The following is a 14,772-nucleotide window of genomic DNA, read 5'->3' on the forward strand; positions in this document are numbered from 1 at the left end:
AACGGCCTACTCGCGTGTCGTTTGCGCTAACGCCCGGGCCGCGCGCCAGCCCTGACCTTCGAGCAGCACGACAGAGGCGAGGATGAAGGCGCCACCGAGGTACTGGATCGGATTGGCGCCTTCCCCAAGAATGAGCACCGCCAGCAGCACGCTGCTCGCCGGCTCGAAGGTGCTGAGGATCGCGGCCCGCGAGGGGCCAACCAGCCTGAGACCAAGGATGAACGTCAGCACGGGGACGGTGGTCCCGATAACCACGAACCCCGCCAGCACCGCCAGCCGCGATGGCGTCCAATTCACGGACAGCTGATCGGTCGCGGCCGCGAATCCGCTCCACACGATCGCGGCGGCCGTCATGATGGTGGCCGTCGCAGAAACGGGCGGGATCCCGGGGAGCAGCCGGCTTCCGTAGAGGATGTAGCCGGAGTAGACGGCGGCCGACGTCAGGCCCAGGACGATGCCGATGAGCGGAGCGGATTTCAGCTGCGCCTGGACGACCAGCATTGTCCCGATGAACGCCACGAACACGGCTCCGATCTTTGTCCAGCCAAGCGGCTCGTGGAACAGCAACGTCGCCAGCAGCGTGACCACCACGGGAAACGTGTAGAGCAGCAGGGCCGTCGTCGATACCGGGATGAAATGGAGGGCGCTGAAATAAGCTGCAGACTGGCCGACGTAGCCGGCACCACCCATGATGGCAAGGCCAATCAGGCTGCGTCGTGATGGTAGGCCCTGCCGAATCACGATCGCCGCCAGCCAGAGCAGCAGTGCTGCCAAAGCGAAGCGATAGCTGAGCAGCTGCGGCGTGGTCAGTCCGAGACGATAGGCGAGCTTGCCGAAGACGCCCAGCGTGCCGAAGCAAATGGCCGATCCGACGACGAGGGCCACGCCGGCCGCGCTCCGATTCGCGGACGGGCGCACGCCGACATTTTACGAATGCCCTTCTACTGGGTCAGGCCTTTCATGTAGGGCAGCTGACTCGGGGTGAAGTTCACGTCGAGCGTGCCATTCCCGTCCAGAGTCAGCGTCCAGGCGATAACCTGGCCGACACTAGTGCCGCACGCGCTGGCCGTCAGGTTCATGTTTTCGGCGGGCGCGTAGATCGCGCCGCCAATGTCGTAGCAGGCGCCGGCGGAGAATTGGACGACGTTGGTACCGAGCGGCGCCGACGTACAGGTCGTTTGCCACCCCGGCATCGTCTCCACATAGAGGTTGACGTTGAAGTATTTCAGCGAAGGGGTCAGGCTGATTGTTGAACTGCCGCTCGCCGCGAACTGGTTCTTGTTGCAAACTGTGCTGCCGGAGTTGTTGTCTGGTCTGACCTCGATGATGACGCCGAGATCAGCGCCCGACGTCACGGTCTGGCCGCAGCCGGAGATTGGCAGGTCCGCGGCCGTCAAATTGCGCAGGGTGCCCTGCACGTTGACGCCGCCTGCCTGCACCTGGTAGACGCCGGGAAACAAGATGGCCGTCCCAGCGCTTTGGACGTTGATCTGGTTCGTGTATTGACCGGGACACAGGTACGCAGTCCCACTGCTCACTGTCGTGCCGCCGAAGCTGGCCGCCGGGGGTGCCGGCTCAGGATACGTCGGCGAAGCGAGGTGCGATGCCAGCCGTGGCAGTGTTCCTCCCGTCTGCTGTCCCGTGACCCGACCCGCAGCGTTCAATAGCCATCGGTCGCCGCTCGCTTCGTTTACCGCCCAGAGATCACCCGCGTTACCTGCCGGGCTGAAGCTGATCGCGGGGATGCCATTGCCGGGATCGATGTTCGCGTTGGAAAAAACACCGCCGCGGGCGTCCGGACCGCCGCCGCCGTGCAGCGCGAGCACGCTGGTCGATCCCGTGATGTTCAAGTCATGGTATTGCGCATACGCCGGTTTGTCCTGCAACACCACCACGGCATAGGGCAGGTTCGCGTTCTGCGCCGTGGCGCGTGCCGCCAAGGGGATCGTCGACTGGAAGCCGTGGATCGGTGCCACTGCCACCTGGTGGGTGTGCCAGACGGTGACCTGGTAGGTGTACGAGGTGGTCACCCAGAGCTGAGCGAAGTAGCCGGCACCGAGGTTGATCGTGCCAATCCCGCTCCCGCCCGGGATGCCGATGTTCGCCAAGTTCGGGCACGAGGCGCTGCACACGGTCGCGCTGGTGCTGGTGCCCGGGAGATTCTTGACCAGGTTCGCAATCGCCTGGTTGTGGATGCTGCTATAGCTCGGCGGCACCGTCATCAGGAGCTCCGCCCCCGCGAGCGCGGCCGAGTCGGCCGCGTTCTGGACCTGTCGCCGATCGAGGTAGATCCCCCCACCGTCCAGCGCCAGCGCCAGGATTGCGGTCAACACCACCACCGCGACGGCGACGAGGACAACCGCCTGCCCTGACTGCTTTCGCAACCAGGATCTCTCCATCAATACTCGGTGCTCATGGTGCTGGTAACAGTCATGACGATCCCGCCCGGGAAAAACTGCGAGCCGAAGGGGGTCAAGGGCTGGAAATTGTATTTGATGGTGACTGCCAGCGCATGGTGGCCAGCGTAGCTGGGGATGACCGGGCTGCAGCCGCCGAGAGCCGCGGCCGGTGCCTGGCCCGCAGGGGCGTTGGTCGTGGTGTTGCCGCTCCCGGCACCAACGTAAACCAACCCGGTGTTCGCGGGCATGCTGGGACTGGCCGGCGGGGCATCATTCATACACGTCCCGGGGTTGAGTTGGACGCCGTAGGCGTTCTGCTGGACGGCGCCGACTACCCAGGAGTTGTCCGGCCGGTTGCTTCCGGTCGTGATCGCCGACCGGGCACCATCCCTCGCCGCATTGGCCAGCGTGGCGTAGGCATAGGCGGCACGGCCGCAGTCGATCATCATCAGCAGGATCATGATCAGAAATGGCGAGATCATCGCCATCTCCACGAGCGATTGGCCGCGTTTCTTGCGCTTCATTGCCCCTTCTGTACCTGCATCGCAGTGGTCGCTTCGACCTGGATCAGGCTGGCGCCAACCACCTGCGCCAGCGGCGTCACCGGCGAGAAGTTGTAGAGGATCGTGACCTGGATCGTCTGCGTCGCGGCCGTTGTCTGGCTGTCATTGCCGTCGAAGCAGATGAAGACGTAACCTTCGTTCGGCTGCGTTGGGTAGTAGATCGACCAGCCCGAGGGGGCCCCTGTCAGGCAGTGGGAGGGGGTGCTCAGGGGGAGGCTGAGCGTCACGTCGCTCGGTACTTCCTTCTGCGCGGCGGCCAGCACCTGGGCGTAGCTGTCGTAGGCGTTGCTACCGGAGATCGGGTCGTAATACGTTCCCTGGCGGGCTGCCTCGCGGGCCGAGTTGGTGACGGCGATGGCGTAGTAGAAGACCCGCCCCAGGTCGGCGCTGCCCATCACGAGCAGCATCAGGATGGGGAGCAAAAGGGCGGTTTCGACGATCGCCTGCCCCTTCCGGGAATGGGTAAGACGGTGGCACCGCATATCGGCCTTCAGCATGACCCTCCGAATACGGTTTGAATCCCTGCCGTTGGGACCATTCACTCTGGTCATACGACGACAGAAACGTTACGGAGGCCGTTACCTTACCCGCGCAGGTGCGCCGTCCAGCGGCTCGCGGCGCCCTCGCGCCAAGGGCGGGGATGCGCTCGGATGCTCGCACGAGCCGCATACGGCGCCTGCGCTTACGCGCGAAAGCGCGGCTCGCCCTGGGCTCGCTAGCCGGTCAGTTCGCGGGAGGGGACGAGGCGCTGTTCGGGCCCCATCAGCGGCAGGTAGAGGCTGATCAGCAGGGCGGCCAGCCCGATCACGAAGGCGGCCAGCACGATCGGGATCCCGGGGTCCTTGTTCAGCGTCAGGTCCGTATACGCCTTCAGCGAGCTGAAGGTCAATTTGTAGCCGTCCGGAGTGACCACGCTGTCCCCGACGCGGAGGGCCCCGCGCCAGCGGAGGTCCATGTTGCTGGTGTCGAGCGAGAAGACGTTCTGGGGCTGCGTCAGGTGGAGGTCACCCCGGTAGAGCCGGACCAGCAGGATCGGGTTGCGTAGCTGGGGCGTACCAGGCGCGATCGACTGGTTGACGATCTGCGGATCCGGCATGAAGATCGCCGTGGCGCCCAGCTGCTCCGAGGGCGGTCCGGCGGAGGGAACCTTGATCACCCCGTTCGCGAACTGCGGATCGCCGACGAAAATGGTCGCCCCGTCCTCGAGCACCCGGCCGTCGGGGGCTTCGACGCGCAGCGTCGGCGCCCAACCGTACCCCGCCTGGTAGATCTTCACGCCACGGTATTCGACGTAGTGGTTGACCTGGATGCTTCGCGTGTCGACCAGACGGCCGCCGTCGAAGATGCGGACCTGGGAGGTGAAGTCCTTGGGCGCGCCGCTCGGCCAGTAGGTCGCACTGAAGTGATCGACCTTGACCTGGAATCCGGCATGGTCGGTGGCAAGCTTGCCCTCGCTGAGGTTGTCGTAATTGGCGCGGGCTTCGACGAAGCTGTCCCCTTCCACCACCGCCGCATTACCGACGAAGCCGCCCGCCTTGCCGTAGATCACGCCGACCAGCAGGATGAAGAAGCTGGCGTGGAAGACGATGCTCGCGACCTCCGCCCAGAGCCCACGGTTGCGTTGCGCCGGATCCTTGGCACGCCGCCAGGCGGCCGGCACGCGAATGAACATGCTCGCCCCGATCGAGGTGTACATGAGCACGGCGGTGATGATGAACGGCCACGAGCTGAAGATGTCGAAGAGGCCGAGCCGGGCAAACCAGGGCGCCGTCACCGGATGGCGGAGGACGTAGCCCATCACGCCTCGCGGATTCTGCGGAATCTGCGGGAGGAGCGTGCCGATGGTGGCGAGCAGCGCCAGGATCGCCAGCAAGATGATGGCGGTGCGCATCTTGCGCAGTTCGCGCCAGGCGCGGCCGAGCCAGCGCAGGGGCGCGATTCGCCGCCCGGCCGCCGGTCGGATCGCCGGGCGAACCGGCGACGGAGCGATCACGGGCGCGCCCTCGAGCCGAGCCTCATTTCGACCCTAAAAGTGTAGAGACGCCGCGCTCCTCGCCCAGTCGAGGACAACCGAGGGAAAGAGACCGAGGAAGACGGTGGCGACCGCCGCCGCGCCGAGCACGGTGCTCGTCGAGAAGCCGACGTGACCCTCGGCGACCTTCCCGTCGGGTTGGGCGAGCATGACGACGATCACGCGCAAGTAGTAATAGAAGGAGACGATCGTCATGATCACCGCGACCACCAGTGGTGCCCAGAGCTGCGCCGTGACCAGGGCCTGGAAGACGAACAGCTTGGCGAAGAAGCCCACGGTCGGCGGGATACCTGCCAGGGAGAGCATGAAGATCGTCATCACGGTGGCCAGGAACGGACGCCGGTAGAACAGACCGCGCCAGTAGCTCAGGTCGGCGGTCTGCTCGCCGCCGGCACCGATCGCCGTGACGACCGCAAAGGCGCCGAAGTTCATCACGGCATAGGCGGCGATGTAGAACAGCGTGGCGGTGAAGCCCTGGGTCGTGCCCGGGAGGACGCCGAGCAGGATGTAGCCCGCGTGCGCGATCCCCGAGTAAGCCAGCATGCGCTTCAGGTTGTCCTGCGTGATCGCGACCAGGTTGCCGATGATCAGCGAGAGGATGGCGATCAACACCAGCGGGAAGTACCAGCGCGTCCAGAGGGTGGGGAAGGTCGCGATGAAAATGCGCCCCACCGCGGCAAACGCCGCCGCCTTGGTGGCCACCGACATGAAGGTCGTGACGACGGTGGGCGCCCCTTCGTAGACATCGGGCGTCCACATATGGAAGGGGGCCGCCGAGACCTTGAAGGCCAGCCCAACGGAGAGCAAGGCGATGCCCACCAGGAGCAAGACGTTGCTCGTGGCGGCCGCGGTCGTGTACGCCGCGATCGCCCGCAGCGTCGTGGCGCCGGTGGCGCCGTAGATGAGGGCCATGCCGTAGAGCAAAAAGCCGGTGGCGAAGCCGCCCAGCAGAAGGTATTTGAGCGCAGCTTCCTGCGAGCGCAGGGCCGTCCGCGCGAAGCCGGAAAGGACATAGAGCGAGATCGAGAGCAGCTCGATGCCGAGGAAGATCGTCATCAGGCTGGTGGCGGCGGCCAGCAGCATCATGCCGGCGGTGGCGCCCAGCAGGAGAACGTAGTACTCGCCGTAGTCGAGGTCGAGGGCGCGAAGGAAGCGCGGCGAGATCAGCGCCGTGAGAATGCTGACCGCGATGAGGAGAATGTTGAAGAACGCCGCCAGGCTGTCGGCCACGACGGTATCGCCGAAGGCGGCGCGGTTTTGACCCCAAAGCGGGAAGCTCGCGGCGAGCGCGCCGAGCAGCCCGACCACGGTCACGGCGGCGAGCCAGCCGCGGCGTTCGGGCGGCACCACGAGGTCCAAAAAGAGAACCACGATCGCCGTGCCGACCACGATCAGCTCGGGCAGGATCGCTCCGTAATCGATGCCGAGGCCGTTCAGGTTGATCGTCATCGCAGGATCACCGGCAGCGCCTTGACGGTCGCGTCGACGGCGGCGGGAAAGAAGGCTGGGCTGATCCCGATCACAAGCATCAAGGCGAGCAGCGGCGCGAGCACGCCGACGTCGACCAGGCGCACCTCGGGAAAGCTCGCCGGCTGCGGTGGCGCTTCCTGCGTGCTCCCCTGGTAGAAGCGGAGCACGTACCAGGCCGCAAGGATCACCCCGATGCCGGCGCCGACCGCGAGCGGCAGGAACGATGCCCAGGCACCGAGCATGATCAGGAACTCACCGACAAAGCCGTTCAGGCCAGGCAGGCCGAGGGCGGCGAGCGACACGACGAGGAAGAGCGCTGCGAACAAGGGGGCGGTTGCCGCCAGCCCGCGTAGCTCGGCGCGCAGCCGAGTCCCGGCGCGCAGCTCGATCATGCCCACCACCAGGAAGAGTGCCGCGATGATCACGCCGTGGTTGATCATCTGCACGAGGGCGCCCTCGATGCCGAGCAGGTTGCCGGTGAAGATGCCGAGCCCGATGAACCCGAGGTGGCTCATCGACGCGTAGGCGACCAGCCGCTTGAGGTCGGTCTGGACCAGCGCCATGAAGGCGCCGTAGAGGATGCCGATCGTCGCCAGCACCGCGAGCGGCCCGCCCAGGCTATGGGCCGCATCCGGGAAGAGCGCCAGGTTGAAGCGCAGGAAACCATAGGCGCCCAGCTTCGAAACCAGCCCGGCAAACACGATCACGACGGGAATCGGCGAGGCGGTGTAGGCGGCCGGCAGCCAGGTGTGCAGTGGCCAGATCGGCATCTTGATGGCGAAGGCGAGCGCAAAACCCACGAAGAGGAGCTGCGGGATGCCGATGCTCGGAAGCCCGCCCGGTAAATGCCAGACCCCCGTCGCCGGATGCTGCACCAGGACCGTCCAGTCGAACGTCAGCTGGCCCGTCTGCGAGAAGTTGATCCCCGCGACCGCAAGGATGGCGACCAGCATCGCGAAGCTGCCGACGACGGTGTAGATGAGGAATTTGAACGCGGCGTAGATCCGACGGCCCTCGCCCCACACCCCGATCAGGAAGTAGAGCGGAACCAGCATCGCCTCCCAGAAGACATAGAAGAGGATGAGGTCAAGCGCCAGGAGGATGCCGGCGGTAGCGGCCTCCAGGATGAGCAGCAGCAGGATGAACTCCTTGAGGCGGCGCGTGGACGAATCGGTGACGACGATCGCGATCAAGAAGAGCAAGGCATTCAGGCCGAGCAGGAAGAGGCTCAAGCCGTCGATGCCGAGGTGATAGCTGATCCCCAGCGAGGGAATCCACTGCAGCGTTTCCTCGAACTGCAGGTGGAGATTGCCCACGCCCTGCTGGAATCCACCGATGACGGCGACCACCAGGGCCAGGGTGAGCACCGAGGTGAGGATCCCAAGCTGTTTGATGACACGCCCCGCGACCGAAGGCGTGATCGCCACGAGGAGGGCGCCAACCAGGGGAAGCACGAGGATCAGCGTCAACCACGGCACGTTGGTGGGCAGGGTGTACCAGCTCATGCGCCAAACTTCCAGGGCAGATACCCGAGGTACCAGGCGACGATGACGAGGACGCCGACCGCGCCGCCCAGGGTCACCAGGGCATAGCTGCGTACCCGGCCGGTTTGGATCGCGCGGACGTCCTGCGCCTCAACCATCACGGCCGCCGCCACGGCATTCACCGCGCCATCGATCACCCGTGGTTCCACCACGTCGTTGAGGAAACGGGCGAGCGCCAGCCCGGGCCGGACGAAGAGGCGGTCGTAGAGCTCGTCGATGTAGTACTTGTGCTCGACCAGCGTGTGGATCGGGCCGAGCCGGGTCCGCCAGGCCACCGCCAGCTCGGGGCGGCGGGCGTGCAGCAGGTAGGCGACGGCGAAGCCGACCAGCGCGACCAGCACCGAAAGCGCGGCCAGGCCGACGAACGCGGCCGTCCCCACGTCGACCGCGCGGCCGAACACCGGTGTCAGGAAGCTGGCCACCGGGATGTAGCCGCCGACCACCGCGCCGGCGGCGAGAATCACGATCGGGATAGTCTGGATCGGCAGCGCCTCATGCAGGTGGCGGTCGTCATGGGCCAACCACTCCCAGCCGAAGGCGATAAAGAAGAGCCGGAACATGTAGTACGCGGTCAGGCCGGCCGTGAGCAGCGCCAGCACCCCGAGCCAGAACTCGCCTCCGGTCGCGTTCAATGCCGCGCGGATGATCTCGTCCTTGCTGAAGAAGCCGGCAAACAGCGGGAAACCACTGATGGAGAGCGTGCCGATCAAGAATGTCCAGAACGTGATGGGGAGACCGGCACGCAGATTCCCCATGTGGCGGATGTCCTGGTCCTCGTGGAAAGCGTGGATCACGTTGCCCGCCGCGAGGAAGAGGAGCGCCTTGAAGAAGGCGTGTGTCATGAAATGGAACATGCCGGCGGTGTAGGCGCCGATCCCCACGGCGAGGAACATGTAGCCGATCTGGCTCATCGTCGAGTAGGCGAGGATCCGCTTGATGTCGACCTGGGAGGTCCCGATAGTGGCCGCGAAGAAGGCGGTCACGCCGCCGATCACGGCGACGGTGGCGGCCGCGGTCGGCGCCCAATCGTAGAGCAGGTGCATGCGCGCCACCAGGTAGACGCCGGCGGTGACCATGGTGGCGGCGTGGATCAGGGCCGAGACCGGCGTCGGGCCCTCCATGGCGTCCGGAAGCCAGGTGTGGAGTGGGAGCTGTGCGGATTTCGCCACGGCCCCGACCAGCAGCAGCAGGCAGATGGCGGTGATGACGGTACCGCCCTTGGGGAGCTGATGAACGCGGTTGAAGAGGTTCTGAAAATCGAGAACGCGGAGGTTGAGGAAGATCAAGAAGGCGGCGAAGACCATGCCGACGTCGCCAATGGTGTTCATGACGAAGGCCTTGCGGGCCGCCAGCACCGCCGACTGGCGCTCGAACCAGAAGCCGATCAGCAGGTAGGAACTGAGGCCGACCATCGCCCAGCCGATGATCAGCCAGACGAGATTCCCGGAAAGGACGAGCAGGAGCATCGAGAAGACGAAGAGGTTCATATAGGCGAAGAAGCGCGAGTAGCCGGGGTCATCCCGCATGTAGCCGATCGAATAGACGTGGATCAGGAAGCCGACGCCGGTGATCACCAGGACCATCAGGGTCGATAGCGCATCGACGTAGAGGTTGAAGGGGACGTTGAAGTCGCCGCTCTGCCACCAGGTGAAATAGGTCTGGTCGATCTTCTGACCGCCGAGCACTTGCGAGAAGATCAGCAGCACGAAGACGAAGGCCAATCCGATGCTGCCTGCTCCGACCCATCCGACCACGCGCTTGGGCAGCAGCCGGCCGAAGAGGGCGTTGACCAGGAACCCCGCGATTGGCGCTAGGAGGACCAGCGGCGCGAGGATCTCCACCGCCCGCTACTCCTTCATCAAGTCGAGCTCGTCGACATCCATCTGCCGGCCGGCCCGATAGACCTGCACGATGATGGCGATCCCGACCACCACCTCTGCCGCCGCGACCGTGATCACGAGGAAGGCGAAGACGACGCCGTCGAGCGAGTTCAGGTAGCGGCTCATCGCGGCGAAGGCCAGGTTGACGGCGTTGAGCATCAGCTCGATGCACATGAAGACCACGAGCGGGTTACGCCGCACCATGAAGCCGATCGCCCCCAACGTAAAGAGGACGGCGCTCAAGAGCAGGAAGGTCGAGGCGGGAACCGGCATCAGCGGATCCTCCGCATCGCCAGGTAGACCGCGCCGACCGCCGCGATCAGCAAGAGGACGGACGTGACCTCGACCGGCAACAGGAACCGGGTATAGAGGAGGATGCCGATAGTTTGCACGTTGCCCGCGGCAGCGATCACCTCGGGCGTGAACGTACCGAGACGGCCGGTCAGCCCGCGGTTGAAGAGCAAGCCGCCCAGCAGCGCGGCGAAGATGACGCCGAACACGACACCGTAGATCCACTCCGTGCCCCGTGGCCTGAAGCTGATATCCGCCTCCGGGTTCATGAGGGCGATAATGAAGACGAAGAGCACCATCACGGCACCGGCGTAGACGATGATCTGCGCGGCAAACAGGAACTGCGCGTTCAACATCAGGAAGAGCACTGCCAGGCCGAGCATGTTGGCCACCAGCGAGAGCGCGTTGTACATCGGCTTGCGGAACGCCACCACGCCGACCGCCGTCACCACCTCCCAGGCCGCCACGATGGCGAACCCGACTACCACTTGCGCGGCACCGGCTGGGCGGACGGGGATCCGGACGGGACAGCCGTATCGCTCAGGCTGGCGGAGAGCGGTTCCAGCATGTCCTCTTTCACGGCGATGAACTTGTCCGGATGGTCGTCCGCGAGGTCGTAGCGGGGGCCCATGGTGATGGCGTCGTAGGGGCAGGCCTCCTCGCACATGCCGCAATAGATGCAGCGCAGCAAGTTGATCTCGTATCGCTTGGCGTAGCGCTCTCCAGGTGAGACCCGGTGCTCGGGGGTGTTCTCGGCCGCCTCCACCACGATGCATCCCACCGGGCAGGCGATGGCACAGAGCTCGCAGCCGACACACTTCTCGAGGCCATCGGCATAGCGGTGCAGGATGTGGCGGCCGCGCTCGCGCGGTGGAACCGCCTTCTGCCGCTCTGGGTACTCGATGGTGACGATCGGCTTGGTGTTGTGCTTGAAGGTTGTCGCCAGGGCGCGGGCGATGTAGAGGGGACCCAGCAAGATCTCGCGAAGCGCCATCAGAGCGTCCCCTGGGCGGCGACCACCACGATGGCGGTGATCATCATCATCGCCAGCGACAGTGGGAACAGCGACTTCCAGCTGAGCGCCATCAATCGGTCATAGCGCATGCGGGGCAGCGTGGCGCGCAACCAGACGTAGACGTACAGCAGCACAACCACCTTCAACACGAACCACCACGGGCCCGGCAGGATGCCGAGTGGGCCCCACCAGCCGCCGAGGAAGACGATGGTGGCGACCGAGCTGACGATGATCATGTTGATGTACTCCGCCATGAAGAAGAGCGCGAAGCGCAACCCCGAGTACTCGGTGTGATAGCCGGCAACCAGCTCGGTCTCGGCTTCCGGTAGATCGAAGGGCGCACGGTTCGTCTCGGCGATGCCCGCAATCAAGTACAGGAAGAATGCCGGCAGCAACGGGAGGATGAACCACCAGGTGTGTTGGGCGTTGACGATATCGACCAGCCGGGCGGAGCCGGCCAGGATGAAGACCGGGACCAGCGAGAGGCCGAGCGCCATCTCGTAGCTGATCATCTGGGCTGATGAGCGCAGCGCACCGAGCATCGAGTACTTGCTGTTCGATGAGTAACCGGCAAGAAAGATGCCATAGACGCCCACTGACGTCACCGCGAAGTACCAGAGAACGCCGATGTTGACGTTCATCACGTACCAGCCGACTGGATGGCCGAAGAAGTTGAGCGGACCGGGCCCGCTGATCGGAATGATCGCGAAGCTGGCGAGCGCCGCCATGATCGAGATCATCGGCGCCAGCAGGTAAAGAAATCGGTCGCGGCTCGACGGTGCGCTGCTCGACTTGAAGAACAGCTTCAAGCCGTCGGCCGCCGGCTGCAGGAGTCCCCAAGGGCCGACCCGGTTCGGTCCCGGCCGCTGCTGCATGCGCGCCTGTACCTTCCGCTCGAACAGCGTGAGATACGCAAAGCCGGTCAGCAAGGCCCCGATCACGATGACCGCCTTGATCAAGGTCTCGACGACGACTTCGAGCGTCATCGCTGTTCGCTCCAGCGCACCGGCGCGCCCTGGTTGACCGCGGCATAGGGTGGCAGCGCGCGGACCAGGTCGGCCGTGATCCCCTCGACGCTCGCGTAATCCCAGGAGGCGCCGAGCTTGTTCGCGATCTCCTGGAAGACGCGCCAGTCTTCCCTCACCCAAGCGGCGTCGATGCCCTTCGAAATCCGCTGCACGCGACCCTCCATGTTGGTCACGGTGCCGTCCTTTTCCGTGAAGGCATGGCCCGGGATGATGACGTGGGCGACCTCGTCGAGGAGCGATGGCTTGAAGCGGTGGAAGATCACCAGCGGCAGCGCGGACAGCCACATCGATTCGGCATCGGTCGGCACGAAGCCGTTCAGCGGGCTGGACTCGTGCACGTAGAGCGCCTTGACGCCGGCGCCCGGCCACTCCACCCTCCCCTTTCCCGACGTTCCGTTGAGCGAGACATAGCCAGGCCCACGGTGCGGCAGGATGCCGAGGTCCTTGGCACCGCGCCCGTTGGGTCCGGTGGTCACGATCAGCCGTCGGACGCTGCCCTTCACCTTCTTTTGCAGTTTGCCCTGGAGCTCGACGGCCGCCTTCTTGTTGGTTTCCGCCGCCAGGATGCCAACCGCGTGAGCCTCCGCGGGGACGGCGTCGAGAGCTTTCTTGACGTCGGCAGCGCCGACCTTCGAGACCTGGAGGCCCTTGCGCTGGCTCTTGAACAGACGCAGGTGGAGCACCGGCGCCGCATCGATGACATCCTGGCCACCCAGCAGGACGACATGGTCGCAGCGCTCGATGTCGGCGATCGGCAGCGTCATATCGTCCGTCTCGGCATCTTCGAGGACGCCGCTGCGGTGATCGATGTTGGGCGAGCCGAGAACCTCGCGGAAGAGTCGCTGGAAGAGGAAGAGCTCCTCGTTGCTGGCCGCCGGCGAGGCCCACCCCGCCGCCTGGGCACCGGCCTGCTTGAGCTGCTTCAGCGCATCGGCCGTGAAGGCGATCGCCTCGTCATAGGTGACCTTTTCCAGCGCGCCGTTGCGGCGGATCTGCGGCCGGTCCTGCGTGGTGCGCTGGAAATGCGGGAAGCTGTAGCGACCCATATCGCAGAGCCAGCCGTCGTCGACCGCGAGGTTTTCTCGCGACTGGAAGCGTCCGATCCGGTTGCTGCGGGCGTCGAGGTGGATGTTGCAACCCATGCTGCAGCCGGGGCAAACGCTGGCGGTGCGGTCCAGGTCCCAGGGGCGGCTGACGAATCGATACTGCCGCGAGGTCAGCGCGCCGACCGGGCAGATCTCTGTCCAGTTGCCCTGGTAGTTCGACTGGGCCGGTTCGTCGTTGAAGGTGCCGATGATGGTGTGGACCCCCCGCTGGATCAGCGCCAGCTCGCGCTCCCCTGAGATCTCCTCACTGAACCTGGTGCAGCGCCAGCACAGGATGCAGCGCTCGCGGTCGAGGACGATCTTGTCGGAAAGCGGCACACCCTTGTCGAAATGCGCCTTCGGAAATTCGAAGCGGCTGGCGCCGGGGCCATATTGGAAGGTCTGGTCCTGCAGCGGGCATTCGCCGCCCTTGTCGCAGATCGGGCAGTCGAGGGGGTGGTTGATCAGGAGGAGCTCGAGGACACCCTTCTGGTACTTGCCAACCTGCTCGGTGGTCGTTTTCACGACCATGCCGTCGGCGACGTACACGGCGCAGGCCGGCTGCAACTTCGGCATCTTCTCCACCTCGACCAGGCACATCCGGCAGACGGCAACCGGGGCCATCTTCGGATGCGAGCAGAAGATCGGGATGTCGATGTTGATCGCCTTGGCCGCGTCGAGGATCAGGGTGCCCTTGGGAACGGTGACGGACTGCCCGTCGATCGTGAGCGTGACCTGGTCGGTCTGGACCGTGGCCATCAGGCGACCGCCTCCTGCGCCGTCTTCTTGAAGGGACAGCCCTTTTCCGAGACGTGCTCGAGGAACTCGTCGCGGAAAAACTTGATGACGCTGCGTGGGAACCAGGTCGAGGCATCGCCGAGGGGACAGAAGGAGCGCCCATCGATGCTGTACCCGATGTCGAGCAGCAGGTCGACGTCGGTGGCTTTCGCCTCCCCGCCTTCGAAGCGATCAAATAGATTCGACATCCAGAAAGTGCCCTCGCGGCAAGGCGTGCACTTACCGCAACTCTCGTGGTGGAAGAACTTTACGTAGCGCCGAGCGGCGTCGACCATACAGGTGGTTTCGTCCATGACGACCATCGCGCCGGCGCCCGCCAGCGAGCCGGCCTTCTGGATTGCGTCGAAGTCCAGGCCGACGTCGAGATGCTCGGGCAGCAACACCATCATCGAGGCGCCGCCCGGCTGGAACGCCTTGAGCTTGCGGTTCTTCCAGACGCCGCCACCGTGCTCCTCGATCAGCTCGCGAATCGGCGTGCCGTTTTCCAACTCATAGTTGCCCGGGCGGTTGACATGCCCGCTCATGCACCACACCCGTGTCCCCTTCCCGGTTGGCGTCCCCATGGTGCCGAACCAGTCGGCACCGTTGATGACGATGTGCGGCAGGTTGCAGACCGTCTCGACATTGTTCATGATCGTTGGCTTGCCGTAGAGGCCCTTGATCGCCG

At 65.1% G+C, this 14,772-nt stretch carries 14 protein-coding genes; all 14 read right to left on the reverse strand.

All coding sequences use genetic code 11. From position 1 onward, the window contains the following. Positions 1–6: 6 nt before the first annotated feature. Positions 7–918: a DMT family transporter gene (locus VHK65_08560; GenBank protein ID HVS06204.1), complete on the reverse strand. Its 912-nt coding sequence runs from the start codon at positions 916–918 to the stop codon at positions 7–9. Between the two features lie 23 nt (positions 919–941). Further along, positions 942–2,384 carry a pilus assembly protein TadG-related protein gene (locus tag VHK65_08565; protein ID HVS06205.1) on the reverse strand — a complete coding sequence of 481 codons (1,443 nt, stop codon included), beginning with the start codon at positions 2,382–2,384 and terminating at the stop codon, positions 942–944. A 14-nt stretch (positions 2,385–2,398) separates the two neighbouring features. Next, on the reverse strand, positions 2,399–2,923 hold the full coding sequence (locus tag VHK65_08570; GenBank protein ID HVS06206.1) for a TadE/TadG family type IV pilus assembly protein: 525 nt from the start codon (positions 2,921–2,923) through the stop codon (positions 2,399–2,401). Next, positions 2,920–3,459 (reverse strand): TadE/TadG family type IV pilus assembly protein, encoded by a 540-nt coding sequence (locus VHK65_08575; GenBank protein HVS06207.1) that lies wholly within the window; start codon positions 3,457–3,459, stop codon positions 2,920–2,922. Before VHK65_08575 ends, VHK65_08570 begins: the two co-directional genes overlap by 4 nt. A gap of 218 nt (positions 3,460–3,677) precedes the next feature. After that, positions 3,678–4,955: a cytochrome c biogenesis protein ResB gene (locus VHK65_08580; GenBank protein ID HVS06208.1), complete on the reverse strand. Its 1,278-nt coding sequence runs from the start codon at positions 4,953–4,955 to the stop codon at positions 3,678–3,680. Between the two features lie 33 nt (positions 4,956–4,988). Then, a complete protein-coding gene (locus VHK65_08585; GenBank protein HVS06209.1) occupies positions 4,989–6,443 on the reverse strand; it encodes an NADH-quinone oxidoreductase subunit N in 1,455 nt (484 codons plus the stop codon). Continuing rightward, positions 6,440–7,969 carry an NADH-quinone oxidoreductase subunit M gene (locus tag VHK65_08590; GenBank protein ID HVS06210.1) on the reverse strand — a complete coding sequence of 510 codons (1,530 nt, stop codon included), beginning with the start codon at positions 7,967–7,969 and terminating at the stop codon, positions 6,440–6,442. Before VHK65_08590 ends, VHK65_08585 begins: the two co-directional genes overlap by 4 nt. Continuing rightward, positions 7,966–9,849, reverse strand: a complete 1,884-nt coding sequence (nuoL, locus tag VHK65_08595) for an NADH-quinone oxidoreductase subunit L (protein ID HVS06211.1) — start codon at positions 9,847–9,849, stop codon at positions 7,966–7,968. The genes VHK65_08590 and nuoL overlap by 4 nt, the downstream gene beginning before the upstream one ends. Positions 9,850–9,855: 6 nt before the next feature. Continuing rightward, complete coding sequence (gene nuoK, locus VHK65_08600) at positions 9,856–10,161, reverse strand: NADH-quinone oxidoreductase subunit NuoK (GenBank protein ID HVS06212.1); 306 nt, start codon at positions 10,159–10,161, stop codon at positions 9,856–9,858. After that, positions 10,161–10,667, reverse strand: a complete 507-nt coding sequence (locus VHK65_08605; protein HVS06213.1) for an NADH-quinone oxidoreductase subunit J — start codon at positions 10,665–10,667, stop codon at positions 10,161–10,163. The genes nuoK and VHK65_08605 overlap by 1 nt, the downstream gene beginning before the upstream one ends. Continuing rightward, entirely contained in the window at positions 10,661–11,173 is a 513-nt protein-coding gene (gene nuoI, locus VHK65_08610; protein ID HVS06214.1) for an NADH-quinone oxidoreductase subunit NuoI, read from the reverse strand. Before nuoI ends, VHK65_08605 begins: the two co-directional genes overlap by 7 nt. After that, on the reverse strand, positions 11,173–12,180 hold the full coding sequence (gene nuoH / locus VHK65_08615; protein ID HVS06215.1) for an NADH-quinone oxidoreductase subunit NuoH: 1,008 nt from the start codon (positions 12,178–12,180) through the stop codon (positions 11,173–11,175). Before nuoH ends, nuoI begins: the two co-directional genes overlap by 1 nt. After that, positions 12,177–14,066 (reverse strand): molybdopterin-dependent oxidoreductase, encoded by a 1,890-nt coding sequence (locus VHK65_08620; protein ID HVS06216.1) that lies wholly within the window; start codon positions 14,064–14,066, stop codon positions 12,177–12,179. Before VHK65_08620 ends, nuoH begins: the two co-directional genes overlap by 4 nt. Then, positions 14,066–14,772: NADH-ubiquinone oxidoreductase-F iron-sulfur binding region domain-containing protein (locus VHK65_08625; GenBank protein ID HVS06217.1), on the reverse strand; the 707-nt coding region annotated here is incomplete at its 5' end. The genes VHK65_08620 and VHK65_08625, both read right to left, overlap by 1 nt.

Source organism: Candidatus Dormiibacterota bacterium (assembly GCA_035544955.1).
Taxonomy (GTDB): Bacteria; Chloroflexota; Dormibacteria; order CF-121; family CF-121; genus CF-13.